We start from the raw sequence: 26,928 nt of genomic DNA on the forward strand, positions 1-26,928 counted from the left end.
ATCCTACACCGAACGCAGACGAATCTGCTTTGCCCACTCATTACCGCTGGGCAACGAAGCAACAAACACGGCAAAGGATGCACGCGCTGGCGACAACTCGAGCGTGCGTTGTGCGGCGATAGCTTCCGCCAGACGCAGGGCGTCAGCAAAAGCGCCTTCACCCGTCGCTTGGAGCGCGGCGCGCGATTCATCGCTCGCGAGAACGAGCGAAATGAAACGCGCCGCGCGCGTGGCGCAACCCGCGGCTATGATTCCGGCGATTGCAACGTCGGCCTGTTCGCCGATATCTACGCCTGCTACCGCATCGGCCTCGACTACTTCGGCGTGGACCAGACAGCGGACGATGTCTTCGGAAAAGTCGTTGGACGAATAACTCATGCTTAGCTTCCAGATGATGGAGCGCGTCCCCGTCGGGGGCGTCGACGCCCCACGGGGTATTGGTGATCAGGCCGCTCGCATCATCGTGGCCTGCAGCGGCAGAGCAGCGGCGTACGCAGACATCGCGCACAGGCACGCCGCGGCGACGATCGAAGCTGCGACTGTGGCAATCACAATCTGACGGTTCATCAGTCCTCCTCCAGAAAATGAGGAAGGCCCCGTCCCCAGACGGGAACGGGGCCTTTGAAGCGCGAAGCGTCTCAGTTGCAGGACTTCGGGTGACTCGCCGGATAAACCAGCACGCGCCCGTCGTCGCAGATACGGAAGTCGCCCTGTTCGCCCTTCGGCGAATGCACGACGATTACCGCTGCTTCAGCCTGCGGCCGGAGCGGCGCCTGCGTGCACGCGCCAAGGCTTGAGGTACCAGCTGCTGCAATGAGCAGCATCAAAAAGTTCATCATGGTCGGGTTCCAGAGAAGAAGAATTTGCCCGGTAACGGGCGGCGTAGGAGGTCAGGCGGCGACGCGCTGCGGTACGGGAGCGGATACGGAAACCGTAATCCACAGCCCGTTGACCAGGACGTCGCGCAGGCGCGAGCCATTGAGCGTGTAGACGTGTTCGCTGCCCGTGCGCGGTGACGCCGCACGAGCCGAACGCGTGATGCCGGACAAGACGAAAGGTTGCTTGTTCAACATGGTTGCTCCTCGATGTTCAGACGAGGAACGCCCCTTGCGGGGATTCGCTCCCCACAAGGGTTAAAAGGAAAGGTCATGCGGCCAGCGCTTCTACATCGATGACGCCATCGGCCTCGAGAACGAGATCGGGTGTCTGCGAGATGAAGAATTCGCGCTCATAGCCCCCCTGACGGAGAACCTCGCGCTTCATCCTCATGAACTGCACCTTGCGCACCGGATCGAGCGGGCCATCGGATTCGTCGCTGAACAGCGTCTGGTACGGTTGGCCCGCATTGCGCGCGAGATACAACGCAATGCCACGCGTCAGGCTTTCGTTGATCCACACCTTCTGCCCACCCGACATCACCGAAACTGCCTTGGTGCTGTCGTTGTCGGCGTCATGGACAAGGATCTCGAAGCCTTCACGCAGGTCACCCGAGGCAAGCTCGCGCTGCGTGCGAATCTCGACGGTAAATCGCGGGCCATAGCACGCAAGCAGCAGGTCATTGACCGTCTGCGTGAGAGCGGGTCCCGCGTCGTCGATCGTCAATGCCACGACGCCGTCGTTGCCGAGACCCTTTGCGAGCAGCTTCCAGCGCGCGATTTCATCCGAGAGGCGTACCGCCCTCTCCTGCGTTGCATCGAACCCGTCCAGTTCCGCCTTCATCGCATCGCGCTGTGTTTCGCGCGTTGCATGTTGACGGATGAGCGCTTCGATGCGCGCGTCGAGTGCCGAGTTGGCCTCCCGGTTCGCGAGGAGTTGCCGGTCTAGATCGCCCATCGCTCCGGTGACATCGAATGCGGAGAGCCTGGAGGTCTCCGATTCGATATCGCGCAGCTTCGCCTGCAGGCGGGTCGTTTCCGCCTCCCGGCGTTGAGCGACCTGAAGCAGTTGCACATCGACGTCGGCGAGATCGGCCTTCGACACTGCGAGGCCGCTCGCGGCTGCTTCGAGAAGCGGCTTGCGCGCGGCCAGGGCAGTGGCAGACTCGAAAGTGCGCCGGACCGAAGTGAGCGCAGCGTTGGCTTGCCGAAGCTCATCGCGCCTGGGTGCAAGCTGCGCAACCATGGGCGTGAGTTCGTCGGCGATCGCCTTTTTCTCGCGATAGCTCCTGCGTAACGATTCAACCGCGACGCGCTGTTCAGCAACCTGCCCCGACGCATCACGCGCCTGGGCAAGCAGCGGGCAGGTCGCATGCATGACATGGCCAGCACACGGAACCTGATCGATCACGGCGGCCTGCTGTTGCAGCGTCGTGAGCAATGCAGCCTTCGTTGATCCTTGCGCCTGCAACCCGCCAAGGGTCGTATTCGCTTCGGTCAACGCGGTCAGCTTCGGCTCGAGACCGGCGATCTCAGACTGAAGCGCCAGAATGCGCGCCTCCTGCCGTCCGATCTCCAGTTGCACCTGATCGCATTGCGCCTGCGCGCCTTCGATCGCAGCGCGCTGTCCGAGCGTCGCCTCGTGTGTGGTCATGCCTTTCACGAGGGCCGCGCGGCGGTCGTTGAGACGCCTGGTCACTTCCAGCGTTTCCGACTGCATGGATGAGAGCGACGTTTGCGTCTCACCGCGCTGCTTCGCGAGTTCACGCAGGCGTGCCTCCGCCGTTGCCGACTCGGCCTGCTTCGCTGCGAGCGTCGCGCGCTGCTGTCCGAGCGTCTGCGCGGTGGCCAGTAGGCCCTCGCGCTCGCGCCGTGCAGTTGCGATCGACTCCGCATCCGTCGTGATCGCCCTTTCCGTCTGTGCGAGGGTTTCGCGCTTCAGGGTCAGGGATGCGAGTTCACGCTGGATTCCGTCGAGCTTTCCACCAAGGATCTTCGCGACGTCCGCGGCCTTCGCCGAGAGCGTGCGCAGATGGTCGATCTGCAGCAGTTCGGCCAGCAGCGACTTGATCTCGCCCGCGTTGTAGGACGCAAGCGGCCGCCGGTTCTGCGCGGAAAATACGCTCGTGAAAAACGATTCGAGCGAGCCGCACACGGATTCGACGCAGCGGTCGTAGGTGTCCGCTTTGCCATCCGAACGTGTGCCATCGGGCGCAACGAACGGCTGCCAGAGACCGGCCCTGTCGAGCCACGCGAGGAAGTACTCCGCCTTCCCCGTCTTGCCGGGCTTGCGGAATGCGAAGGTCGAGCGGTAGCGCACGTTGGCGTGCTCCCATTCGAAGATCTTCTGCGCCTGAGTGCCACAGAGGTGGTCCCAGTATGAGAAGGCGTCGACCGAGAGCTTGGCGGCGTGCGAGGGCATGATGCGATACGGGTGCAGGTTGTCCATGAGAGTGGATTTCCCCGCGCCGTTTGCGCCCTTGAGCGCAATCAGCCCCATTGGCAACGCCTGCAGGTCGAGTGTCACGCTTTCGCGCTTCATCCCGTCGCGCACGCCGATAAATCCCTCAAGGGTGAGGATCAGCGGTCGCATGGCATGCCCTCCCCGACCGGCGCGTCGTGCAGATAGTCGGACGGCAGCCACGGCACATTGTCATCGTCAGGAAACGGCGCGGCGATGACCGGATCGACCGGTTCAGGTGCCGGCACAATCGTGCCGTCAATGGCGCGTTCGAGCGCCGTACAGGCCGCGCGGAACCGGGTGCCTGCCACCTTCAGCAGTTGTTCCCAGTTCTCAGTCGCCGTGAGCGCTTTCAGTTCACGAGGTGACCACTGGCTCGCATAGCCGTTGCTGTGAGACCAGAGGAGGTTCGTCATCTCGACGTCTGGCGCCACGACGAGCTCAAGCTCGGCGGCACCCTCTTCATGAGCCATCACGACGAAGCCGTGACGCACGGCAATCACGGCGCCGCGTGCGCGACCGTAGGGTTGATGGAAGAGCCCTGCGGTGAATCCAGCGTGCTTCACGAGAAGCTGCTGGATGTCGCGCGCGGGCGAGGTTGCATTGAAATGCTGGACCCAGTCGGGGCCGGCGGGATAAAGACCAAACATGGGGACGCTCCAGAGGGAAAGGACGGAGTGCGCCCCCTTCGGGAGATCGCTCCCCGTCAGGGTCAAAAGAAAATGGATACAGCGGGTGCTGCGATCGATGCGTCAGGGACGCGGGTGAACCTTGTTCCGGCAATGCGCTCACGACACAGAGCGCACTGGCGGGACACGGCTGTGTCCACGAGCGAGCGGGCCGTACGGGCCCCGCTCACTGGATGGCGGCTATTTACGCCGCAAATAGATCGCCTTCCAGCCAGTCGACTGCTTCGCCTGGGGCGCCGCTCACGCGGGGCGTGGGCGAGGCAACGACCGGAGGCTCCTCAGGCGGGATTGCTTCGGCGGCAGGCGTTCCTACGACAAGTGCCAGCGGTGTCACCGCCGGTGCCTGATCGAGTTGGGCCAGTACCGCGTCAGCGATCGCGTTCGCGTCCCCGGTTTCGAGCAGTTGCAGACGCTCGAGAACAGGTGCTGCGGTCACGTTCGCGACTTCACACCAGCGGCTTAGCTTCGCATCGACCGACGTCTCCAGGCTGATACCCTGTGCGCGGCTGCGCACGACCGGGAGAATGCGCGGTTCGAGCTTCACGCCCTGCGCGTTCGCGAACATCGCTTCGATCGCGGCGCGATCGACCGCCTGCCGGTGCTCCTCGTCGACCTGCCAGCGAACACGCACGAACGCATCGCCGGCGTCGCTCGCAAACCGCGCGAGACGATCCATGTCGGGCGGACCATCGAAGTCGATGCACACCATCCGGCGCGCGGGCGTGGGAACCAGTTCGGCCGAAGCCGAATGGGTATCCACCTCCCATAGCAGGTAACCCTTCTCGCCCTGCTCACCGAAGTGAAACCGGCCGATCGAGCCCGCGTAGGCGATGAGATGGCCACCCCGCTCCCACGACTGATGCTTGTGAATGTGACCCAACAGGAAGGCAGAGCACTGCGCATCGAAAAGTGCCGAAAGCGAGAACTCGTGATCGAGTCCCGCCATCGTGACCCCGTGCTCCGTTTCGCAGCCCACCACCGCGCCGTGCGAGATACCTACAGTGGCGATGCCAGCCTCACGCAGACGCGCGTTCACCTGCCCCGACGCTGCCAGATACGTCGCGAGCACGTCGCCGAGATCCGTCGCCGCGGCGAGTGCGCCAACACTCGCTGCGAATTGCCCCTTGTTGACGGTCGGCAGACAGGTGAAGACGGCCTCGGGCTGCATCGCCAGTACCTGCGCGAGTTCGCCTTCGTTGAACACCGGACCCGCAGATGCAAGGAAGCGTCCGTTCGCGAAAGCAACCTGCTGGATGCGGCTCGCGATGAACACTTCGTTGGCCGAACCCATGAGCGCAAAGATATCCAGCGTGCCGGGCGGCTCGTGCGAGAACGTGCCCTGAAGCATGATCACAGGCATGGCAGCCGCGAGACGGTGAATCCGGCGCGCAAGGGTGACGAGTGCCGGGGAATGCGCGTCGAGGCGGTGGTCAGTCGAGTCACCGGAGACGACGGCTACGCGGGCGCCGCGCATGATCGCGTTGTGCGTAGCGAAAACGAAGCATCGGTCCGCTTCATCAAGACGGTCAGGCGAATAATGCAGGTCAGAAAAATGTGCGATCTTCAAGGCGCACCTCCGTAAACGAAGATCGGCCGCCCGAAGGCAGCCTCGATGGGTTGAGCGCCGCGGTGCGGCGAGGAAAAGGTGGGTCAGGACAAAGCGTCACGAACACGCATCAGTGTCGTGCCAAGCAGGTTCAGGCCACGCCATTTAGCCGGGTCTGCAATCAGCGGATCGCGCTCGCGCAGTCCCACGCCCCAGATACGATCCCAGGGGCTCGCCTCCACGAGCACAGTCGGCGCGGACGCAAGCAGCACGGAGCGCAGGCCCGGGTTCTGCCTGAACTTCTCCCGGCAGCCAACGAAGACGATAGATTCGCGTTTCGCTTCCCATAGCGCGCCATCGAAGCCGACGACCTTCCGGCCGATCGCCTTCTGGTCGCGAGGATCGTTTGTTGAGAGCACCGCTTCGGCGGCAGCTTCATCGTCGAAGAGCTTCGCCTTGGCGAACATCATGAACTGCTCCACCGACGTAAACTGATGGCCGCGGTAATCAAAGCGGCACCGATGCCAGTTGCTAAACGCATCGTCCGCGCCAAAAAACGCGGTGAAATTGCCGATTCTGTGCATCGGACGACTCCATATGGACACAAGGGGATGGCCGCGGTTGCGGGCTGTTTCGATGCGCTGCTGTGCGCGGTCGAAAGCGTTTTAGCAAGTCAGCTTGCTGAAACACTCTCCATCCGGTCACATGAGAAGGGCAGCCAGCCCCTTGAAGGGCTGGCTGTCGTCAGTTGGGTATCGCCTCCCGAACCGCAGTCTCGATCTCGCGATCAAGTGCGTCGCGATTGTCAAGTGCAGCCTCGAGGCGAGCGTTCATGCCGTCGACATCAGCGGGACGTTGCGCCCAGCCGCGGCCGTACGTTGCATGTGCGAAGACCCGGAAGTTGGGTTGCCGGTCCTCTGCGTTCAGTCCGAGACGACTGAGCAGGTCCGTCATGCGCTCGCGCTTTTCCTCAAGCGTTTCCGCTTCACTGGACGCACCGGTTTGGCCACCAGTCGCTTCGAGTGATTCGCGGACGAGCGTCATACCTTCGAGCGGAACATCGCTCCGGCCACCTGCGAGCTCTGCGACTTGTGTCAACGGATAGACGTTCGTCGCACCTTCGAGCAGCGTCGCCGCTTCGGACGCTGCCGCGAGCGCGGGCGGCTGATCCTCCGCGCCATCGAGCAACGCGCTGATGTCGATGTCAGCGTCGAGCACGGTGAGCATCTGCATCTGACGCACCGGGTCGCCCTGCTCATTGATCCGCGTGATCTCGAATTCGCGTTTCGAAATCCAGAAACGCGTGCCGGTCAACTTGCCGCGCGCAAGCGCCACGGTCTGCATCGCCGAATACGCTTTCTGCAGCACATAGATCGAGTTCGTCGGTAGCTCCATGAGGCCGAGTCCCTTGATCTCGGGGATCGCAAAGATGAAGCGCGCCGAGAGGTTGCAGTGCCGTGCCTGATACTGGGGGCAGACCTGCGGGTTGCACACGCCATCGGGAATGGCGTTGTCCTGGCGCAGGATGATCGAACGTGGACCGAAGTTGCGTTGCGCACGCTGGGCCCGCGCGTCACGCTCGGGCCTGGCGTACTGCTTGCAGAAACGCGTGCCGTCGACACCGTACTCGGAGAAGAACTTGCGCCCGGTCGTACCCCACGTCGCCATCTCGTTCGGGATGTTGGCCATCCAGTCGTTGAAGGCGAAGACAACGGGGAAGCGATAGAGCTTCAGTCCGTCGCCGCGATCCTCGCCATAGAGACGCAGGATTTCATCAGCGACGTCGGGGTTGGTGAAGTCCGAGCGGCGGCAGGTGAAGTACGGGACATTGCGCGGCGCGAGCGCGTTTCTGACCTTGCAGCGTCGCTCGATCTCGTCGCCGATTTTCTCGAACGATTCGCCGGCGGAAACAAGCTGCTCGTACAGCTTGACGGCCTGCTCGTTTTGCCGGGCGGCTGACGTCAGGACCTTGATGCCGGGACGGATCCGGCCGATGACGGGGGCGCGTGGTGCACGCTCCTCGACGATGCTGCGCACGGGCGCAGCGCCCAACGGAACAACAGCGTTCATGAGGGTTTCCTTGCAAGAAAGAAGATCGCCGAGGTGCGCATCTCGCTGGCCGATTGCGCCAGGTTCGATGCCGCCGCCTCTCCGCGGCGTGTGGCGATATGGGACAGGAAAATGCGGCGCTCGCTGTCGGCAAGCATCGCGATCTGGGCGACCTCACAGCGCGCGCGCCAGGCGCCCGTCGTGGTGTCGGTACTGGCGCGTTCGCCTTCGATCGTGCTGCTGATCGCGTCGGCGATGCGCTGGTCAAGACCATTGGGAAGAAGCATGGGAGCGTCTCCGGACAGGGAATGAAAAAGCACAGGACGAAAAAAAACGCGCTCCCCTGGCAAGAGGAACGCGTTCTGGATTCTGATAAGGATGACCCGCACGCCACGTCCCTTCTGGGGACGTGGCGCACAGGGAGCCGAAAGGCTCATAACAGGGAACGCTAGGTCGTTCCCGGCGCGACATGGTCACGTCGCGCAAACAGCCCCTTTCCGAAAACGTGAGTTTTCGCCGCAGGTTCACGGGTCAGTCCACTTCGATCGTTCTACCCAGATGGGTCTGGAGAGAGACACCCGAATATCCGGGCTCGAACGATGTCGCGGCGCAAATAAATGCGGCCGGCAACGAGTATTACGACTGACGAGAGGGGAGCAGGTGGCGAGCCGCTCAGCACGAGAGATATTCCACACCAGCAGCCAGCTGGTCGGAGCATGCCGAAAAGGCACGACTTGAGGCAAAAGATGGACTCCGGGCTACGGAGTCGAGGTCGATGCGTCAGGAGACGCGAGCAATGGAGTCAGTATCGCGAAAAAAAGGGCGATGTGCGGCCGGAATGGTGGCCAATATCGTGCAGCTTTTGCCGGAAATCTGCAGACGAATCGGGAACACAATGACAGGTGAGAGAGACCACACCCGAATAACCTCATGGCCGCCGTTCTTGAAACTGCGCCGCAACCGGAAGACACACCCGGCAACGCGGCACAGGGCGGGGCGCCCGACGCACCCGCCCCACTCACCGCTGTTCCTTCAGGCACCGGGCTCAAACCCATCGAGCGCCTGACGAGCGACACACGCTACGAGAAGATCGTCCCGGATTCCGCCCAGGCGACGACGCTGAAATACAGCTCGATCTTCGTGCGGACCTTCCTGCGCTCGGACTACAACTTCTGTGCCGCCAAGATCTCTGTCGCGCGCGATGGCAAGCTGCGCGCCCTCGACCAGGCGATCCGCGAGACGAGTGAGTGGTTCACGAAGGCGATCGTGTGGACCGAGCAACTCGGCGCTCGCCAGATTCCCCGACGCTACGAAACGATTGAGCTTGAGGTCAAGCGCCCGCTTGCTGGCCAGCTTGTCCGCTGCCTCACGCAGTACGAGCGCCTGTTTGCCCGCGCATGGTCGGCCCACGCTTCTCACCTGCTGAGCCAGGAGCGGTGCACGGCGACGCTCACGAACGCCGAGAAGAAGCTCAAGCAAATCGTCCAGGTGTGCATTCCCGACAACGAAGAGTACGACTTCGACGGCGCCCGCCGCGATCACTAGTCGCTCCCCCAACCGCCTGATGTGCCCGGCTTGACTTCGCAGCCGGATGGCTACGCTCGACAGTACCCCAGTGAGGAGAATGTCCATGGAAATCGACCTTCGCGAGGTTCAGGCGCTGCATGCGCGCTATGCCCGCGAGCATTTTGTCATCGACCTGGAAAATCAGGTCAAGGCCCTGCCTGCGCCTCTCCTGATCGCGCATGAACCCGCGGTCAGTGCATCAGCTGTGCGCAAAGCGTGGAAAGCACGCTGGCGTCTCGGCCGCGCCGCGCTAATGATCGCGGGCGGCGCTGCGGTTTGCGGCGCTCTTGGGATGGGGGCGGCCCGCCTGTTGCCTTTGATGCACGGCGATCGCCCTGTTTCACGCGACGCGCAGGGCACGCACGCAGCCCGCCCTGCCAGCTCGCCCGAGGCGTCCACGCCGGTCGCGTCGCCTCCAGCCCTGACATCGCAGGATCTGCTTACGGGAAGTGGTCGCGCGAACTGGAGCGCCGCGGTGGATTCCGCCGCGGTGCTGCACCAGGCGCCACAATCTCAGGCGACAGCTTCCGCGAAGCCGGCGGCCACGCCGGACGAACAGCAAGCGCTCACCTCCCCTGCGCGTCAGCACGTCACGCAGGCCCCGCAAGCGCAGGAAGCCGCTGCGACGGCCGCGAAACCCGCACCCGTCACGACTGCCACTGCTACGCCTTCGCAGCCAAAGGAGGATCAACCGACACCCCGGCCAGCCGTGCGACACCTATCGCGCGCGCACGTGTCGCCGACGCGAACGGAACAAGCGGCGAACAACGAGTCGGCGAAGCCCGCCACAGCGCCGGCGCAGCGAAACGGCGACGTACAACTCTTCTGAAGGCGGAACCAATGAAATCGCAAAACACGCTCAACGTCACGCTGCTCGCCCCCGGTTCCACGATCGAAGGCAATTTCATCCTCGATCATGGCGTGAGTCTTTTTGGAATCGTCGACGGCAACGTGATCAGTAACGAAGGGTTGCTGCACGTCGGCGCGGGCGGTCTGGTGAAGGGGCAAGTCGAGGGCGAGCACGTGCGCATCGACGGAACCGTCGAGGGCGATCTGCGCGCACGCGGTTCCCTTGAGATCAACGGGCGGGTACGGGGCAACATCTTCTATTGCGGGACTATCAGGCTTGGCGAGCGCGCTTCTCTCGAGGGCCAGCTCAAGCGCGTTGCGCGCGAACTCACGATCGAAGGCCCCGCATCAGTGCCGGAGCCATCGAACGTACAGCATCTTGCACATGCAACCAGTTCCAACTGAGAAAGTAGGAGCCTTCCCGATGAGCAACGTAAAGACGACAAACGCGGTGTCCGTGACGGAGCGGGCGTTGTTTGCGCTGTGCCTGCTCGCCTCGGTGGCGATCACCATCGCTGTTGGGGCGGCGGCGGCGCTGTACAACCTTGCTGCGCTCACCCATCCAGACCATGCCCTGGATCACGCACTCGCCTGGGGTCGGTTCATCGTGCGCAGCATCATCTGAACCTCGATCGGGGGCGTGCCGATCGTTAGCGACGCCCCGTGTTTTCCTCGAACTGAACCCTTTTGCCATAAGGAAACAAAATGAAAAAGCATCTCGCAACCCTCGCAGCCGCCATCTCGTTTTGCAGCCTCGCCCACGCCGCCCCCGCTGTGCCCAACTACGAACTGTTCGTCGCGCTGTCGCATGATGGCGCGACGCTGACCACGGCGAGGTCGATCATTCGCGATAGCTTCGGCAATGTCGTGCCGCTACACGTCTCGAGCGGCACGAGCGTTGGCTACGGTGAGTGTGCGAAAACGGCGAACGGCCAGAGTGTGACGTCTCACCAGAAGTTCGTCGGCCATCTTGTCCAGGTGGTACCGACGAAGATCGACGGTACTGCTTTCGATCTTTCGGTCACGGCTGCAGACACGCTCGCGACCGGCATCACGAATGAGGGTCCGGCCGACTGTGTCCGACAGGTTGTCCACACGAAGGGCCTGGACGTGCACGACATCGTCGTTCACATGAACGCTGGCGACACGACGGAGGTGCCGATTGGCGACGCGCACTACAAGCTCGTGTTGAAGCTCGTCGCTGAATAAGAAAAGAACGCGACAGTTGATACTTCGGGGCCGCACGACGCGGCCCTTCTCTTTTCCGGGAGTACCCGGCGACAGCGTCGCTGAATCGCGCCTCAACCCTGCCCGCCCGGCGCCTCCTCAAAATCCAGCAGGCAAATGCAAGAGTCGAGACCAGAAAACCACGCATCGACTTGTGAATAGTCGAACTGGTCGACGGCAAACACGCGGCCGTCGCGAGCGCGAAGCAGAAAGATCGCCTCGAACGCGGTCGTGCCGATCATGCAGACCCCTTTGTCCTGCAGTTCGCGCTCTTCTGTCGCGTCGATGATTTCGTCAGCTTTCCAGAGCGAGCCGGCTTGCGACCAGAGGCCATTCGGATGTTTCGATAGATAGTCCCCAAACGCTACCGGAACCGGCAAGTGGAACTTCGAAGTGAACCAGGTCCCGAACCATTCGGGCACCATCACGGACCCTGTCACTCCTCACCCCCTTTTCCGGGCCGAACCGCAAGTGCCCTGCGGCGGCGCCGTAACAGCCATGTGCCAGGCACAACGACCGCGAAGAGCAAGCCGCCTGCTAAAGCGGCAAAGGTGCCCAAACTTGCATAGAGCGCAAGGGCCGCGAGGAGGAAGGCACCAAGCCACGGTGCGGGCCCCGCGGTCAAGGTAATGCTGCCCGTCGTATGATCGCGCTGCCAGATACTCATAGAGAACATTCCAAAGTTTCAAACTCAGACTTCGGGCACCTGGGACTCGTGGATGAAGCGCGTGGGCGGATTCTTCCGGATCGAGGTGATGGTGAGCGTTTCGCGCGCGCGCGTCATCGCAACATAGAACAGTCGTCGCTCCTCCGGCTCAGGGCTTTTCTGGTCCGGCACCACGTTCTCTTCCGAGCGGGTGATCCATACGTGGTCCCACTCGAGCCCCTTCGAACTATGCATCGTCGTGAGCACCAGCGCATCGGGAGCGGGCTCATTGTTGGCACGCTTCAGGAACTCGATGCGCTCGCTGAATGAACCATTCAGGCGCGAGACGACGTCGTACGTCGCGACGATCGCACGCTCCGCCGCTTCCTTGCGCACATAGAGCATCATCCATTCGCGCACGCCTTCGAGCGCCAGCGAATAGAACTGTCTCTCGCACAGGGTCTGCCACTCGGCGAGGCGCTTCATGAAGCCACGATAAGCCGTTGCAGTCTCCTCGTTCAGTCCGAGGGTCACAAGATCCTTCTTCTGCTTCTGCACGAGCGTCGCACCCATGACGTTATGCAGTGTCGTCAGGTCGCGCGTGCTCATGCCGGCGTAGCCGAGCACCGCATCCAGGCCGTTAAGCTTCACACGCTGCACGATCTGCAGCAGGTTGCACATGAGTGCACCCTCTGGCTGGTCGAGCACCGAGCGGCCTGATGCGCGGTAGTACTTCACGCCATACGAACGACACACCGATTCGATCGGGTCCAGCACGCGGTTGGTACGGGAGAGGATGGCGCAGGTCTGGCCGGCGGCCAAAAGCGGCTTCAGCGCCTCGACGGCGGCCGCCGCGTCGTCGTATTCGTCGTTGAATCGCCGCGCCACGACGGTACCGCCCGCACCCTTTTCCGCGTGCAACACCTTCGCAATCCGGTCGGTGTTGTGCTGGATGAGACGGTCTGCTGCGGCGAGAATTTCGGAGCGGCAGCGATAGTTGCTCCCGAGCACGACGCGCTGTGCGTCGAACTTCGTGGCGAATCCCTCCATGCCGCGAAAGCCCATCGCCGCGCGAAACCCATAGATGCTCTGGTCGTCATCGCCCACCACCGTGACGCGCGCGCCTGCGGCCGCGTGCAGTTCCACCCAACGGTACTGCAGCGGGTCGGTGTCCTGAAACTCATCGACCAGCAGATCGGTGAATGCGTAGGGCTCGATGTCCCCGGATTCCATGCCCGCGATCGCGAGGCGCAGCATGTCCTGGAAATCGATCTTGCCGTTGCGCGCGAGCGCGTCCTCATAGGCTTCGTACAGGATCGCCTCTGGAGAACCCTCGATCGCGTGCGTGATGCCCGTCTTGATCTGCTCGATGACGGGCACCGCTTCCTCCACCTTCCAGTTCAGCCCGGTCTCGGCAAGGACGCGCATCAGCAGGCCGGTGCGGTCGCCGTCCGACGCAATGTCGCGGCGCTTGCCGCCCGGTCGCCCGAGCTGCCGGAATCCCAACGAGTGAAACGTGCCCGCTAAAAGCCGCGCCTTGGCGCCCGCACCGGCGAGCGTCAGGATTCGAGTGCGTAACTCCTCCGCCGCGTCCTTGCTGAACGTCACCGCACCGACGCGGCTGCCGGGCCTGGCGAGTAGCGACGCGGCCTTGGACGCGATCGTTTTCGTCTTGCCAGCGCCAGGGCACGCCACCGCCAGGCAATGCCGCTGGGCCAGCGCGACTTCGAGTTGCCGGGGGTTCAGACCGTCGAGCATCGTTCAATGCTCAGAGGCCACGAACCGTGGTCATCAGGCGCAGGTGCGTCATGTACCCGCGTACGCCAACCGGATGGAACTTGCGCAGAAACCGCCCGGTTTCTTCGTCAATATCGGATTGATCGCGCACGCCGTTCCAGACCAGAAAATCGAAGTTGTCCATCACCCGGTCAAAGCGCGTGATGACCGAGAGAACGCGCATGGAGAAACGCGAGTAGGCCTCCACCGTGATCTCCAGCGAGGGCTTGGTGACCGCGGGACGGAAGACAATGTCTCCTCGCTGCGTCATCTCGCGTTCGGTCCTCTCGCGGAAGCCCTCGGCGACCTGTAGCTGCTCATCCACATATGCCTCGAGCGCCTTCACCTGCTTTTCAAACCAGGTGTCCACGGTCTCCTTGTCGCGCTCGCCGAATGTCGAATTGCCGAAGCGCTGAATGTTCAGGCTCATCCGGTTCAGATACGGCCACCATTGCTCGAAGAGCGGCCGCAGGCGCGTATGGTTCAGGCGCACCGCCGCCGGCACGATTGCAGCCCCCGAGAGTTGCCTGTCGAGCAGTTGACGGCCGATCTCCCGGCGACGGCGCACGATCGCAGCCCGCTCGGCTGGTGGTAGATCGCGGAAGAGGCGACGCGTGCGCTCGACCTGCTGGCGCTTGTCGTCAGCTTCCGACTCGCTGATCATGCCCTCGCGCTGAAGTGTGGTCGCGTCGTTCTCCATCTGCTGGAGCTCGTTCTCCAGTTCACCGTCGTCTGCGCCGTCCGTTACGCCCGGGGTGGCGCCTGCGACTGCCGCGTCGGCCGCTGCGATTGCGGTTACGTCTGCCGTCGCGAGAGGAGTGCCCTCGCCCGTTGCCGCTTCGTCGACGAGGACTGCGTCTTCGTTGTTGGTGCTCATGGTTTCGATTCCTGTGAAAGTTGCACGCGCACCAGCGCGCGGCATCTGCTTATTGTTCCGGGGGCCGCGCGACGGTTGCGGGCAAAACGCGTGGAAAACGAGGGGCTTTTGGGCGTTGGTCGAAAACAGGACAGACGACGAGGTGCCCTCGTTTAGGCGCCTAAACGCTTAAACGCGAAAAGCTCACGTTTTTCGTGAGCTTTTCGGGAGTCAGAGGTGGAACCGCAGAGGATTCAGGCAGACGAACTAACGATCCAGAGCAGCAGCGGAAGGAAGATCGCCAGGATCGTCCACCACTGAGCGATGAGTGCCACTGGCAGGACAAGAACGACAAACGCACAGCCCAGTACGACGAGCACGCCGTGCATCGCCAGATGGAAGGAGAGCGGGCTGGCGAAACCGGCAGCGGCCGCACGGATCCGCCGCCGCATGGTGCCGTCCACCCACGCGGCCATGCACAGCACAATCGTTCCAGCGAGCCACGCCTTCATCACCGCGGCCCGATAGAGCGCACGATAGGTCTGCATCCAGAAGTGCCGTGCCCAGCCACGCGCAAAGTCTCGCGTGCCATCGGCGTCAAATCCGTCTCCGCCGCCTCTTAATGTCGCAGCCACCGCGCCGGTGGTCACGAAAAAGCGGCGAAACAGCACGTCCGTCGTGTCGACCGAAGTCTCTGCGCGCTCATCTCCGAGGGCCTGAACCGCCGACTGCGATTCGGCATCGCTGATCGCGAAGAGGCCATCGTCCGGGATGATCGGGAGAAGGACGCTCGCGAGGAGTGGCACCACGAAGAACCACCACTTCACATGCCGAACGAACCTGCTGCTAGCCATAGAGCCACGCTCCAACACGGAAAATGAGGTAGGCGGGGAACGCAATCAGGCCAGCGAGACCGAACCAGAACCGGGCCGGATTTCGCACGATCACGAGGGCAAGGCCGTACGCCCGGGCGCCTCGCCCGCGCGCGAACTCTCCCGGCGCGGGCGCGGCGGGGTCATCCTGCGCCGCAGCCGTCGTGAGCGCGCGCTGCGCGTCGGCCGGGTCAAGCCCCGACAGCAGCGCTATCAGGGTAGCTGTGAGCGACATCGTAGTCCTCGAAATAGAGCCTGAAACCCTCGCCGGTAAGCGCGCGCGCGGCAAGCTGAAAAGCGGCCGTCTTGTGCGTAATGCGTTCCGGGCACGCCTCGTCGATCATCTCGGTCGTGCATTCCGGAAAGCGCGCCTCGAACGCGGTCACAGCTTCAAACATTGGCGACCAGACGTGAAGGCGTTCACCCTCGCGCGCCACGTAGCGACGGGCGTACAGGAGGTACGAGCGGCTAAAGAGACCCTGCATGAATGCGACGTGCGGCTCGCCGGTTTTGCGCACGCGCTTGTACGCAGCCAGTCCGTCCGCGAGCATTTCGCGCATGAGCGGTTCGCTCTCGCCCATGAACCGCTCGCCGATAAAGTCGGCCAGACGCGAGCACGCGAGCTCTAGTTCCGGTGCGAGGGTGAACACCGGAACGAGATGCCCCGAGAGCTTGTAGTCGCGAATGATTTTCTTGAACACGGTGGAAGTCATGCCTTTTATATTTAGCCTTGCAAGATTGGAACACGGCCCTGATACACAGCGCCACCGGAGATGCGCATGAAGTACTGCAGGTTGGGCAGTCGCTGGATAAGCGCGGTAGGTATCAAGGGCGCCTTTTCCAGCTGCAGCGATCGCGTGATGCCGCCGTTGAACTCGCCGATGTGGCCTTCACTGCCGCGGCTCGTGGATCCGGAGATCTGGATGTTGCGGATTGCTGTCTCCCCGACCTTGTCCGAGAACCACTGAGCCGTGTCGCTGTCTTCCAAGCGTAATATCACCTGATTGTTCAGGTTGCCCAAAACCTGCAGCATCTTTGCGGCGTTTCCGAGTTTGGCCTCCAGGTCCGAGCGGGTCTGGAACGCAACGAACGCCTTAAAGCCCGCGCCTCGCCCCTTGTTCAGGATCTGGATCACCTGTTCGTTGATGGCTTCGGCCACCTCGTCGATGATCAGAACGACATCAGGGTTCGTCTTGTAGAAGTTGTAGATGGCACCGCACACGGCCGCCACATCGGCGAGTACGAGCGACGCGATCGCCTTCTGCACGATGCTGTTCGAGAGCGAGTCGAAGCCCATGTAGAGCACGGCTTTCTGCTTGATGATTCGGTCGATGTCCCAAATCTCGCGTTCGTCCTCGAAGTCCTCGACCTTTGGCGCGAGCATGAGACCCGTCTCACCGGTGGCTAGCATCTGAAGCAACGGCATCACCGAGGCAATCACTCGCGTGTAGTGGTCGCGATCGTGCATGTGTGTGGCGATGAGCCCGTCGATTGCCTCGTGCCCGTGGTCCTCGTGCGCGTACCGTTCGTTGTAGAGCAACACCATCGCATCAACTTTCGACACGCTGCCGGGTTTGCCGCCGATCTGCGTCTTTGTTGTGGCGACGAGTTCCTCCCAGTTCACGAGTCCCGCATCGCGGAAGAAGCGTTCGAGGCTGCGCTCCAGAAGCTTTGCGACACCGGCCTGTGCGTACTTCAGGATTGAGCGCAGGTTCGGCTTGTCGCCCACATAAAGTTCGCCCTTCACCGCGCGGTCGATGAAGAGGAACGCGAAGTCGCGGAATGGCCCCTCCTCCATCAGCTGCGCAACGCGTCCCGGGATCTCGGACGGCTGTGACCAGTTTTCGAGCGGGTTCAGGCGGATCGACTCCGAGGGCTTCGCCTGGCTAAAGTACAGGAACTTGCGACCAATGCGCGCGCATTCACGCTCGACACGCGCTTTCCAGTCCTTGTCGTTCTTCGGGTCAATGACGATCAGCACGTCCCCGCAGTGGATGACCTGCGTCGAGATGACCTCGTATGTCCGGGTTTTTCCCGAACCGGTCGTACCGCCGACGGCGGTGTGCGCACTCATCGCCTTGTAGTGAAACGGCACGCGGACCTTGTCCGGCTCCATGCCGTGGATCCACGACACCCCTTGTGGCTCACGATCACGAATGCTGTCGGCCGGTACAAAGAGCCGTTCGATCGCGGCCTCGATCTCGCGCCCACGCTGGGTCTTCCCCAGCCACTTTGGCAAGCCTGGAATATCGCTGGTCGGCATGCGCAGGATGTCGTGGGCGATCTGGCAATGCTTCTGCGTCCACTCGAATCCGGTGCCGAGGTACATCGAGTTGCTTTCGTCGCGCATCGCTTTCTGGACATCCATCAACCGGGGCACCGGCAGCGTTGTTAGCCACTTGGTCGAAATCGCCATTCGAAACCGGAGAGCCTTCCACACCTGCCGCCCGCGAAGCAGCAGTGGCAGAAGCGCGGCGAGCCCGAACGCCCAGCCATACGGCATACCAGTGAACGGGAGAACGACGAACGCGGTGAGCCAGAAAATCGTCGCGCGAAACTCGTAGATTGGCCGGAAATGGTTGATGTAACTCGTGGTCGCGTTCATTCGGCGCCTCGTTCCAGGATCAGTTCACCCGCGCGCGGCGCGAGCACGATTTCCGCCTGCACGTTTGCGACGAGAAGTCCCCGCTTTCGAAGATATTCAACGAGCGTGTCACTTGCCACGCCGTAGCTTCCAACGAGGCGCTTGGACACCGCGAGCCCCTTGTCGGTCCAGTTGACCTTTGCCTTGTCTGCCGCGACGTCCTCCCTTAGCGCACGAAAGAATTCCCGGATCATGTTCGGCTGGCCTTCGAGCACCTCATCGAAGCCTGCGGGCGCCGCCGCGGGCGCCGGACGTCCAGCCGGGCGAATGGCGGCCGGATCGACTGACGCCTGCGGCTGTTTCTCAACAGAAAACGGCAGGCCGAGCTGCGAATCGTCCTTCGTCCGCGACACGGGCGACCGCGCTGGCTCGCCGGTCTCGCCGGAAGGCACAGTCGACGGCGTTGCGTCGCAGGTCACGGGCATCGCGGGCGGAGTCACGTCAACGGCCGCCGATTTAGCCCCGGTCGTCGAGGTCGCGCCGGAGGCCACCGCTACCGGTTGTGCGAGTGTTTCGGGCGCCGGGGCAGCGGGCACAGTCGGTGAAACTGGTTCAGCTGCTACGGCTCCCGAGGTTGGCGTCGCTGCTGGCGTGGGCGTTACAACGGGCTGAACGGCGGCAGCCACGTCGATGGCGGGTGGCACAGGGTACTGAACCGCCTCGAAGATCGCGTGCTGAGCCTTCTTGTCAAAGTCTGCGGCTACACCGACGGCCTGGCGCACGACCTTGTGCACGAGCGATTCACCAGGCGGCGCAGCGACCGTCGGATTGATTGCCCCAAACAGTTGGGCGAGGACTTCCGCCTCATAACCTGCCAGCAATTCATGGCCGATGAGATTCTGCGCAAAGAGCGCGGTGCGCATGCGCTCTACCGGAAGCGGCGTCGGCCTGCGCTGAACCGAATAGGTGTCGCCGGCGAGCCACGCTCCGAGTGCTCCATGTCCCGCTGGGTTCCATTCCGCGCCGTCGCGGCTACGAAGCACCACGAAGTGCCGGTATGGTTCATCGAGCCCCGAGCAGAGCGCCGCCAGAAAGACCGCATGGTTGTATTGCGGCTCGACGTGGCGACGTCTTTCCGATGAGAGGTTCGTACCGAACTTCTGGCCACCAGCGAGCCGCATTGCGTAGAACGCCGTTTCCACTGTGCAGCGAAACGCGCCGCCCGGTTCACGATAGAGTGCCGGCGAATACGGCAGGCTTGAAAACCATGTCGCACAACGCGCGAGCAGATCGCCCCAGCGCAAACGGTACTCGCCGTCGCTCGCCTCGTTGGCGGCCTGCCGGATGAGTGCGACGCGGCGATCGTGTGCGGCAAGCAATGCGTGCGCTTCCATCGGTTGATGCAGGGCCGTGCCGCTCACAGGATGCCTCCCGTCGCAACGCTGGCTGCCTTCTTCATCATCGAGCCCGATGCGTTGGCGCCGCCGCCAAACATCCCGGCCATCTTGGGAATTTCGAACGAAAGCAGGAACACGAAGAGCGAAAGGTCGAAGACATAGGACGCGCCTTCGGCCGTCGACAGGCCCATGGACGTTGCTTCGTCGATCGCGCTGTTGAGCGACGTAGCAACGAGCTTGAGCAGGATCGCCGAGACCACGCAATACATGCCCGCGCTGACCATGTAGTCCAGCCACGACTTGAAGTAGCCGCGCGTGTACGACGAAAATCCAAGCGCCACCGCGATCTGGCCCATCACAATCCCGACGGCGGCCTGAATGAGACCGAGGTTGTTCATGAAGGCGAAGACGATGCTCGTGATCACCAGAACGATGTAGGCGAGAAGCAGCGGGAACAGCGAGATCGTGAGCGCGACGTAGTTGGTCCACGACGTACCGTTGTATGCCTTGACCACGGCCTCCATGACTGCGCCGCCGGCGGCCGCCATGGACGACGAAACCCCCTGCCCCGCGCCGGACTGGATCATGTTCGCAAGCGTCTGGAACCAGTTGTAGAAGCCCGGCGCGAAGGTCTGGTAGCTCACGTAGATCGACGCGAAGATGCCGAGCGTCCCGATCTCTTCGAACACTGTCACCCACGCGGACACGGGATCGCGCGTCGCGGAATAGCGGATAAACGTCAGCACCAGCGTGATAGCGCCCAGGCCTGCGGCAAACTTGTCGGCTTCGCTCTTGATACTCTGGCTGACCGTGACCGCTGCCGGGATCGCCGCCGCGAAGAGCGATGCCGCTTTGGCCGCCGCCTTGGTTGCGCCCGCTGCGATCTCGCCCTTGGTCATCGTCGAACCGAAGGTGTCGTTACCCGACGACGACTGCGTGACCGTCGTGCCGGTTGACTCGGTGATCTGTTGCCCAAGCGCGGGGGAATCGTCGGCCCACGCGGACGACGCAAGAAGCCCGAGACTCACGAGGACGAGCCCGGCACAGAACTGTCGGAAGCGCATCGTGCCCCTCAATTTCCGTTCGGGAGTGCATCGAATGCCGCCCGCTCGGCGGCCTGCTGTGCCGTGTAGGACTGCGCGGCTGTCAGCCTGTCCTTGGATGCAGCGTTGGTCGAAGCCTGCTGCTGTGCGTCGTTCTGCGTTTTCGCCGCCATCATCTGGAGCATGTCGGAGTTCTGGCTGCTGACGATGTCCAGATAGTGCGTCGTGAGTTCTGCCGTCGCCTGCTGGGTCGGCGTGAGCGACAGTTGCGACTGCAGGTCCGAACGGCGCTGTGCGAGCGTTTGGGTGTGCTGCATCACGTTGTTGCCCATCTGGAACAGGTTAGTCGCCGTGGCGTCGCCCTGCTTGTACAACTCGCTCATGTCCGACATCCACTGGGTCGGCGACTTGCCGGACGTCGAAATGAGGTTCTGCACGTGGGTGATGTAGGACGAGCCCTGCTGCAGGCTTCCATATAGCTGGGTCAGCGTGGACGTCAGGCTGCCGACCTTTGAGATGTCGCCCGTGATCTGGTCGTACTGCGCCTTCATCGCCGTCGGATTTAGGTTCGTGGCCTGCAGCAGCTGGTTCGCCATCATCTGGTACTGGTAGGCGATGTTGGTGTCCTGATAGATCTCGCCCTTCACTGCCTTCGCGGCGGTGATGAAGTTCTGTGCAAAGTTCGTCGGGTCGAACACCACGAGTTGGGCGCGCGCGGCCGAGGACACGCACAGAAGCGTTGCCGTAGCGACCACGGCACGAAACAGGGTCTTTTTCATTGTCGGTTCCTCAATCAGAAAGAAGCATTTCGCGCATGTAGTTGTCGGCCCAGTTCTCGTCGCCAGACGTGAAATGCCGGTCGAGCACACTTTGCGCACGGCCATCTGCGCGCAACGCGGCGAGCGTTTCCTTGTCGAAGCTCGCCTGCAGCATGCGGGTCTGGGTGGGCGTTATCCACAGGTAGTCGCGATTCGGAATCGCATTGACGATCATGTCGATCTGTCCTTCGCTCAGACCGAACACGTCGCCGTACAGCTTCATGTTGCTTCGCGCGTCGGGGTTGGCCAGATAGAAGATGTTCTGCAACTGCTCCTTGAGCACCTCGAAGTTCGCGACCCGCTCAAGCTGCTTGAGCGACTGCGTGGCGAGCGCGAGCGTGCCGTTCAGGCGCCGGATCGTGACCGCCCACAGTTCGAGTCGTGCATAGAAGCGCGGGTACAGGAAGAAGAAGCCGCATTCCTCGACCTCGATGACCGTAAAGCGCGTGCCGTCCAGCCACTGCGAGATCCGGTAGAACGCGTAGTCGGTAAAGAGAAGCGCTGCTTCCGGGTTGTTCTGGAACAGGTCTCCGCACTCAATCGAGAGGTTGTCCGAGAGCGAGAAAGCGTCTTCGACGTGATCGAAGAAATTCCCGTTCTTTTCGCCCTTCGTCCAGATGCGCAGCCGTTCACGCAATTCGGCCGACAGCAGCGTAGTCAGGAAGGACAAGGTCCAGTACTCGGGGCCATAGCCCCTCGCGAGCATCGCGACCCGTTCAAAAATCTCGCGCTCCTGCGTCGGCGTGCATTTGAAGGCGTCGTCCTCGATCGCCATCTGGACCCACATCGCAACATAGGCGTAATGCCGCTCTTCGGACAGCAGCGAGAGCGGGTTGATTGGCGTCGCCGCCTCATAGCGTCCAGTGACGTCGATGAAGCGTCCGCCCGAAAGCACCGTCGGAATGCGTGTGGATCGCTCCTTGTCGAAGCGGATGCGCCGCGCGCCGTGCCGTGCCATCTGGGAGAGCAGGAAGTTCAGCAGCATGGTCTTGCCCGCGCCGTTCGGGCCCACGACCAGCAAATGGGAGCGCCCGCCCGGGTGATGGAGGACGACACGCTGCAGGGTCCGGTGGCGTGTGGGCAGGACTGTCGTGGCGCCGGTCTTGCGGCCGAACTGCTGCGTGAGCCATTCGTTGATCTCCGGCCCCTCTGATACGCCACGCACAGGCGCGACATCCGAGACGGCAGCCGTTTCAACAAACTGCAGGCGCTTTTGCTGGTCCCAGCGTCCGGGCAGCGTCGACGCCCATGCTGCGCCGAGGTTGTCCTTTTCCATTACGAGGCCGAAGCCCGCGTTGCTCAGCCGGCCGACGACGTCGGAGGTGGCCTGGTCGCACTCCTCGAGTGTGTCGCCGTAGACAAGGACGGAGATGTTCGCGAACCCGTATTGCGTACCCTCGGCGGTCAGCTTCTTCAGCGCCTCTTCGGCCTCATCGGCCAGGGTCTCGCGCCCCTTGTCGTTCTTCTGCTCTTCCTTTGCGAAGAACTGCTTCAGGATCGCCCACGGGTTAATGGCCGCGGCCTTGAAAAACTTGCGTACGGACTTGATGAAAGCTTCCGCGCGGCTGGTGCTCAGGAAGCGGTACATCACGCAGATGTCGAGTTCCGCATCCACGTCGCACAGCACGTCGAGCGCGGCTTCCTGGAACCCGAGCCATTCCTTGACTGCGATGATCTTCGCAAATCGCTTGCCATGGGCGGACTCGAACAGCAGATGCTCGGCGCCGTAAGTGACAAACGATTCGGTCAGATGCGTGTCGAGCATCGTGACCGGATAGCGCACGCGCCGCGGTGGCACGGATGGATTCGCGGTCTGGTGCAGATGGGCAAGTGCGTTCTGCAGCTCCAGACGCTTCATCTTGAGTCGCCCCATGCCGCCGCGGAACGCGTCGAGCAGCCCTTCGAACCGGCGAATGTCGGCAGTCAGCTGGTCGATGTCGAAGGCGAACGCGTTGCGCGTGAGCACCTGATCCCGGATCGCCTCGAAGACAGCGAGCGGCATGGACTTGCCACCGACCTTCAGGTGGTAGCCGACCTTCTCGAAGAACTTGTTGAAGCCAGTCTCAGGCGTGAAGGCAAGCGACAACGAGTGCGAGTTGCGAAAGTACTTCCCACTACCGATGTTCTGCCGGTTGATCGCGTCCAGCCGCGTATCCAGCGCTGATGCGAACTCGCCATCGATCGCCCCCTTCACCCGGCGGTGAGAAAGCCGCCACCAGGCCGTCACGCGATGGTCGAAATTCTTGCAGGCGTTATCGAGGTTGTTGCGCGCCGCGGTGATGTCGCTTTTGTTCGGCGTATCAGCATCCACGCCATCGAACGTGAACGAGGTCAGCAGTGACCCGTCCTTGTCCAGAACGAGGTCCGGCGTAACCATCGTCGCCCATGGGGCGATTTCCTGTATCGGCCGGCGTGCAAGGGCACGCCGCTTTCCGGGCTTCAGCATGACAGATCCTGATCGAAACCGTAGGGACGCCGGAAGCGCGCGGACCACTTCCCGCCCGGCGTGGGCTCATGAACGTCCGGATACCTGTTGTAGACGAGCATCACCAGGCGCCACCATGGGTCGCGCGAACTCATCCAGCGCAGGAAGAAGTGCATCCCCATGCCCAAGCCGATGAAGCCGATCGAGCTCACGAGGTCAAAGCCGCACGCGTAGCAGAGCAGCAGCGTGATGAACGCATTGGCCTGTGCAAGGAGGCGGTCCGCCCCGCCAATCTGGCGGGGCAGCGACAGCCCGCGGCTGACCTTGACCCGGTTACGTGCAGACATAGCTGATCTTGAAGTGGTCCTTGAGCACCGGGATCGCACACGCTGCGAGGCCGACGCCAACGAACACGCTGCCGAGTACCTTGCCGAGCGTACTTTCCGAGTTCGCGATCGCAATGAAGGCGATGATCATAACGACGAGGCCAATACAGAAGAGCCACGGACCGCTGATGTAGTTTGATATCAGACAGATTGCGTCCGTTGCGGGACCGAGATCGCTCAGGTCCGTCGAAGTGGCGGAAGCCACTGGCGCAATCGCACTGAGCGCGGCTGCAATCAGCGTGGTGCGAAGCTCACGCCGGCTGAACAGGCGCGCGCATGCCGTACGCACGCGGCGCGCGGCGTTTTGAAGGAAAGAGGTGAGGTACTGCTTCATCGTTGGTCCACTCCAGTGGTTTAGAAAACGCGTTTGAGAATGTAGTCCCCGTTGTCATAGCCTCGGACTTCGAGGATTTCGGAGAGGTGGCGCATCTCGCCCGTGCGCTTCAGATGGACGACGTAGTTGAAGCAGCTGGCGATGTTCTGGCGAAGGTCGGAGATGTCCCAGCGCGTGCCGGAGGGCACGCCAAGCATCGCGAGACTCTCAAGACGGCGCAGGCCGCCGCGCGCGGTACTCGAGTGAATCGAGCCCAGACCGCCGTCGTGTCCCGTGTTGAGTGCCTGGATAAAGTCGTAGGCCTCACCAGCGCGGACTTCGCCCACGAGGATCCGGTCGGGCCGAAAGCGCAGGCAGAGCGCCACGAGCATCTGGGTCGAAACTCCGGTATCGGTGTTCGAGAGAAGCCGCAGCTTGTTCGGCACGGGCAGCTTCAACTCCATCGTGTCCTCGATGGTGATCACGCGATCTTCATCAGGAATCTCGGCGCCCATCGCATTGAGCAGGGTCGTTTTGCCCGATGAGGTGCCCCCAGCCACGAGGATGTTCTTCTTCGCGCGAACGATTTCACGCAGCGCCTGACGTAGCTCCTGGTCCTCGATACCGGGTCGAAAGAAATCGAAGTCCACGTCTTCGCGCGCGCGGGAACGCGAAAATGCACCGGCCTGCACGTAGTCGTCGAGCGAGAGGTGCTTGTCACGGTGCTTCCGGATGCTCAGTGCGTCGCCGTCAATGGCGGTCGGACGCATGACAGCAGCGATACGCAGGTTGCCGTGGCCGGCGTTCAGAATCCCCTGGGCCGTGCCGGCCTTCGCCGACTTCTCCACCGATGACGCGAGCGAGTGAATCGCGCCGGAGAGCGTCGCGGGGTTCAGCTCAATCGGCACGCGCGTTAGCACCCCACGACGCTCGATCCAGACGTCTCTCGGGTTGTTGACCATCACTTCGGCGATGTCGGGCGCATCGAGGAACTCGCGCAACGGCGCGAGCGACGCGAAGAACATCTTGACCGCGCTCTCTTCGAGGCGGTTGAACTTGAGCAACGGGTTTTCGGCGGCATCGGACATGCTGGTATTGTTCCGGGCCGCCCGCCCCGTCAACCGGGCAAAAGGGTAGCGATATTCGGCAGCTTTCCCGGCCGCCTGCACGCCGGATTTGCAGGCGAGTCGCCCGCCCGCGTTCGTTTAGGCGCCTAAACGCTTAAACCCGAAATGGTGCAGTTTTTATGCAGCTTTTCGCCGGTCGCATCTGATTCGGAGTCCATGCGCAGCGACGCACGGACGAAAAAAAACCCGGCTCACTGAGCCGGGTTGGATTTAAGGCAAACAGGGATCAGATGATCACCTCCACCATTTCGCCGAAGGGCGCCTGGCGGGCCCGGCGAAGCGGCGTCGTCGACGCCCACAGCACCGGATACGACGGCGTCACATCGGGAAAGCTGCCGTCCATGTCCGTCAGGTAGACGAGGAAAGCCGGATTGATGCCCTCCTGCTCCAGACGACGGAACGGATCGGTGAACGCCGTGCCGCCCCCGCCCTTCACCGGCGCAAGCTCGATCGGGTCGCCCCGCTCGAAGACCTGCACCTGCGTGACGCGCGTATCGCAATCCAGCACGATGAGGCGCGCGGGACGTACGACTTCGGCCGTGTGGATGATTTCGGCCGCGAACTGCGCCTGCGTCTCATCGAAGACCGAGCCGCTGCTGTCGCGTACGAACACCGCGTCACCAACGGCCGGCGAATGCAGCGATGGAAGGTAGAACCCGAGATGCAGGTAGCGGCGGTTGGGCATCGCGAAGCTGTAGTCGTCGTTGGTCACCTGCTGCGCGAAGCGCATCAGGATCGCACGCCAGTCCACAGACGGCTCGGCTGCTGTTTCCACCATCGACTGCAGTCCACCGGGGAGCTTGCCGCGCATCTTCGCCGCTTTCGCGGCCTGAAGCGTGGCCACCTTCCACTCGGCTTCCTTCACAGGCTTGTCCTGCCCCGGATAGGGGCGGACCTCGCCGCAGGAGGACGGTGCATCGGGTTCGGGAGCCGCTGACGGTGTGTTCGCGCCGTTCGCGGGAGCCTGCTGGCCACCCGGCGCTTGCGCGCCCGGTTTGCCGCCAGACTTCTCCTTTTCCTTCTGCCTCGCCTCCTGCGTGAGGACCGCGTAAATCTCCTCGGCCGACTTGCCATGAAAGCGCGCGTCGTCGAGGTGCCCCTTTGGCAGAACCATGCCAGCCTGCTTCACGATCGGGTTTATCGCGTAAGCGCAGGCCTCGTTCCACCGGTCGGCGTCGCGCGGCCCGCGGCGGAAACAATGGCCGTTGGCAACATGCAGGATATTTTTCGCGAGCACGCCCCGGCACTCAAGGTCGTTGAGAGCGGCGAGGTATGCCGGGCTGTAGCCCAGCGTCTCGCCATCCACCCAACAATCCGTGCATGCCGGATCCTCGAGCACCTTCAGACGTAACGCCAGCGCGCCAAAGAACGGCTGGTCCATCACAAGCGCCGAACGCTGTTTCGAGATGCGGGGATCCATGAT

General features: G+C 62.7%; 30 protein-coding genes. 5 read left to right on the forward strand and 25 right to left on the reverse strand.

Annotation, left to right across the window (positions count from 1 at the left end; translation table 11 throughout):
• Positions 1-3: 3 nt before the first annotated feature.
• The 10 genes from U5A52_RS21890 to U5A52_RS21935 form a co-directional block, all read right to left on the reverse strand.
• Positions 4-378: a hypothetical protein gene (locus U5A52_RS21890; RefSeq protein WP_321936161.1), complete on the reverse strand. Its 375-nt coding sequence runs from the start codon at positions 376-378 to the stop codon at positions 4-6.
• Positions 379-444: 66 nt separating this feature from the next.
• Entirely contained in the window at positions 445-567 is a 123-nt protein-coding gene (locus U5A52_RS21895) for a hypothetical protein (RefSeq protein WP_321936162.1), read from the reverse strand.
• 71 nt (positions 568-638) lie between these two features.
• Positions 639-839, reverse strand: coding sequence for a hypothetical protein (locus tag U5A52_RS21900; protein WP_321936163.1), 201 nt, complete (start codon positions 837-839; stop codon positions 639-641).
• A 51-nt stretch (positions 840-890) separates the two neighbouring features.
• Positions 891-1,073 (reverse strand): hypothetical protein, encoded by a 183-nt coding sequence (locus U5A52_RS21905; RefSeq protein WP_321936164.1) that lies wholly within the window; start codon positions 1,071-1,073, stop codon positions 891-893.
• 73 nt (positions 1,074-1,146) lie between these two features.
• The gene (locus U5A52_RS21910; protein WP_321936165.1) at positions 1,147-3,468 is read right to left on the reverse strand and encodes an SMC family ATPase; all 2,322 of its coding nucleotides are present in this window, start codon (positions 3,466-3,468) and stop codon (positions 1,147-1,149) included.
• The gene (locus U5A52_RS21915; protein ID WP_321936166.1) at positions 3,456-3,986 is read right to left on the reverse strand and encodes a hypothetical protein; all 531 of its coding nucleotides are present in this window, start codon (positions 3,984-3,986) and stop codon (positions 3,456-3,458) included. The genes U5A52_RS21910 and U5A52_RS21915 overlap by 13 nt, the downstream gene beginning before the upstream one ends.
• A gap of 223 nt (positions 3,987-4,209) precedes the next feature.
• Positions 4,210-5,592: a metallophosphatase family protein gene (locus tag U5A52_RS21920; RefSeq protein ID WP_321936167.1), complete on the reverse strand. Its 1,383-nt coding sequence runs from the start codon at positions 5,590-5,592 to the stop codon at positions 4,210-4,212.
• 83 nt (positions 5,593-5,675) lie between these two features.
• Complete coding sequence (locus tag U5A52_RS21925) at positions 5,676-6,155, reverse strand: NADAR family protein (protein ID WP_321936168.1); 480 nt, start codon at positions 6,153-6,155, stop codon at positions 5,676-5,678.
• A gap of 160 nt (positions 6,156-6,315) precedes the next feature.
• Positions 6,316-7,641: a hypothetical protein gene (locus U5A52_RS21930; RefSeq protein WP_321936169.1), complete on the reverse strand. Its 1,326-nt coding sequence runs from the start codon at positions 7,639-7,641 to the stop codon at positions 6,316-6,318.
• Positions 7,638-8,009, reverse strand: a complete 372-nt coding sequence (locus U5A52_RS21935) for a hypothetical protein (RefSeq protein ID WP_321936170.1) — start codon at positions 8,007-8,009, stop codon at positions 7,638-7,640. Before U5A52_RS21935 ends, U5A52_RS21930 begins: the two co-directional genes overlap by 4 nt.
• A gap of 541 nt (positions 8,010-8,550) precedes the next feature.
• Here U5A52_RS21935 and U5A52_RS21940 point away from each other — a divergent pair.
• The 5 genes from U5A52_RS21940 to U5A52_RS21960 all read left to right on the forward strand — a co-directional run bounded on the left by U5A52_RS21940 (position 8,551) and on the right by U5A52_RS21960 (position 11,244).
• A complete protein-coding gene (locus U5A52_RS21940) occupies positions 8,551-9,165 on the forward strand; it encodes a DUF1845 domain-containing protein (protein WP_321936171.1) in 615 nt (204 codons plus the stop codon).
• A gap of 85 nt (positions 9,166-9,250) precedes the next feature.
• A complete protein-coding gene (locus tag U5A52_RS21945; RefSeq protein ID WP_321936172.1) occupies positions 9,251-10,015 on the forward strand; it encodes a hypothetical protein in 765 nt (254 codons plus the stop codon).
• Between the two features lie 11 nt (positions 10,016-10,026).
• Entirely contained in the window at positions 10,027-10,440 is a 414-nt protein-coding gene (locus U5A52_RS21950; RefSeq protein ID WP_321936173.1) for a polymer-forming cytoskeletal protein, read from the forward strand.
• Positions 10,441-10,459: 19 nt separating this feature from the next.
• The gene (locus U5A52_RS21955) at positions 10,460-10,660 is read left to right on the forward strand and encodes a hypothetical protein (protein ID WP_321936174.1); all 201 of its coding nucleotides are present in this window, start codon (positions 10,460-10,462) and stop codon (positions 10,658-10,660) included.
• An 80-nt stretch (positions 10,661-10,740) separates the two neighbouring features.
• Complete coding sequence (locus tag U5A52_RS21960) at positions 10,741-11,244, forward strand: hypothetical protein (protein WP_321936175.1); 504 nt, start codon at positions 10,741-10,743, stop codon at positions 11,242-11,244.
• A 92-nt stretch (positions 11,245-11,336) separates the two neighbouring features.
• Here the strand turns inward: U5A52_RS21960 and U5A52_RS21965 are convergent, their stop codons facing one another.
• The 15 genes from U5A52_RS21965 to U5A52_RS22035 form a co-directional block, all read right to left on the reverse strand.
• Positions 11,337-11,690: a hypothetical protein gene (locus U5A52_RS21965; protein WP_321936176.1), complete on the reverse strand. Its 354-nt coding sequence runs from the start codon at positions 11,688-11,690 to the stop codon at positions 11,337-11,339.
• A 263-nt stretch (positions 11,691-11,953) separates the two neighbouring features.
• Positions 11,954-13,666, reverse strand: a complete 1,713-nt coding sequence (locus U5A52_RS21970; RefSeq protein WP_321936177.1) for an ATP-dependent helicase — start codon at positions 13,664-13,666, stop codon at positions 11,954-11,956.
• Positions 13,667-13,676: 10 nt separating this feature from the next.
• The gene (locus tag U5A52_RS21975; RefSeq protein ID WP_321936178.1) at positions 13,677-14,561 is read right to left on the reverse strand and encodes an ATPase; all 885 of its coding nucleotides are present in this window, start codon (positions 14,559-14,561) and stop codon (positions 13,677-13,679) included.
• 233 nt (positions 14,562-14,794) lie between these two features.
• Positions 14,795-15,367 carry a DUF4400 domain-containing protein gene (locus tag U5A52_RS21980; protein ID WP_321936179.1) on the reverse strand — a complete coding sequence of 191 codons (573 nt, stop codon included), beginning with the start codon at positions 15,365-15,367 and terminating at the stop codon, positions 14,795-14,797.
• A gap of 19 nt (positions 15,368-15,386) precedes the next feature.
• Positions 15,387-15,647, reverse strand: a complete 261-nt coding sequence (locus tag U5A52_RS21985; RefSeq protein WP_321936180.1) for a hypothetical protein — start codon at positions 15,645-15,647, stop codon at positions 15,387-15,389.
• Entirely contained in the window at positions 15,604-16,125 is a 522-nt protein-coding gene (locus U5A52_RS21990; RefSeq protein ID WP_321936181.1) for a hypothetical protein, read from the reverse strand. The genes U5A52_RS21985 and U5A52_RS21990 overlap by 44 nt, the downstream gene beginning before the upstream one ends.
• An 11-nt stretch (positions 16,126-16,136) precedes the next feature.
• Complete coding sequence (gene traD / locus U5A52_RS21995; RefSeq protein ID WP_321936182.1) at positions 16,137-18,017, reverse strand: conjugative transfer system coupling protein TraD; 1,881 nt, start codon at positions 18,015-18,017, stop codon at positions 16,137-16,139.
• The gene (locus U5A52_RS22000) at positions 18,014-19,417 is read right to left on the reverse strand and encodes a TraI domain-containing protein (RefSeq protein ID WP_321936183.1); all 1,404 of its coding nucleotides are present in this window, start codon (positions 19,415-19,417) and stop codon (positions 18,014-18,016) included. Before U5A52_RS22000 ends, traD begins: the two co-directional genes overlap by 4 nt.
• Positions 19,414-20,457 carry a type IV secretion system protein gene (locus U5A52_RS22005; RefSeq protein ID WP_321936184.1) on the reverse strand — a complete coding sequence of 348 codons (1,044 nt, stop codon included), beginning with the start codon at positions 20,455-20,457 and terminating at the stop codon, positions 19,414-19,416. Before U5A52_RS22005 ends, U5A52_RS22000 begins: the two co-directional genes overlap by 4 nt.
• A gap of 8 nt (positions 20,458-20,465) precedes the next feature.
• On the reverse strand, positions 20,466-21,215 hold the full coding sequence (locus U5A52_RS22010; protein WP_321936185.1) for a DUF4141 domain-containing protein: 750 nt from the start codon (positions 21,213-21,215) through the stop codon (positions 20,466-20,468).
• Positions 21,216-21,225: 10 nt separating this feature from the next.
• Positions 21,226-23,700, reverse strand: a complete 2,475-nt coding sequence (locus tag U5A52_RS22015) for a type IV secretion system protein VirB4 (RefSeq protein WP_321936186.1) — start codon at positions 23,698-23,700, stop codon at positions 21,226-21,228.
• The gene (locus U5A52_RS22020; protein ID WP_246282598.1) at positions 23,694-24,026 is read right to left on the reverse strand and encodes a VirB3 family type IV secretion system protein; all 333 of its coding nucleotides are present in this window, start codon (positions 24,024-24,026) and stop codon (positions 23,694-23,696) included. The genes U5A52_RS22015 and U5A52_RS22020 overlap by 7 nt, the downstream gene beginning before the upstream one ends.
• Positions 24,013-24,399 carry a TrbC/VirB2 family protein gene (locus tag U5A52_RS22025; RefSeq protein ID WP_321936187.1) on the reverse strand — a complete coding sequence of 129 codons (387 nt, stop codon included), beginning with the start codon at positions 24,397-24,399 and terminating at the stop codon, positions 24,013-24,015. The genes U5A52_RS22020 and U5A52_RS22025 overlap by 14 nt, the downstream gene beginning before the upstream one ends.
• 20 nt (positions 24,400-24,419) lie before the next feature.
• On the reverse strand, positions 24,420-25,466 hold the full coding sequence (locus U5A52_RS22030) for a CpaF family protein (protein ID WP_321936368.1): 1,047 nt from the start codon (positions 25,464-25,466) through the stop codon (positions 24,420-24,422).
• A gap of 265 nt (positions 25,467-25,731) precedes the next feature.
• Entirely contained in the window at positions 25,732-26,925 is a 1,194-nt protein-coding gene (locus U5A52_RS22035; protein ID WP_321936188.1) for a DUF2201 family putative metallopeptidase, read from the reverse strand.
• Positions 26,926-26,928: the final 3 nt, after the last annotated feature.

Origin of the sequence: Paraburkholderia sp. J8-2 (assembly GCF_905220195.1) — a bacterium.
In the GTDB taxonomy this organism is placed as follows: Bacteria; Pseudomonadota; Gammaproteobacteria; order Burkholderiales; family Burkholderiaceae; genus Paraburkholderia.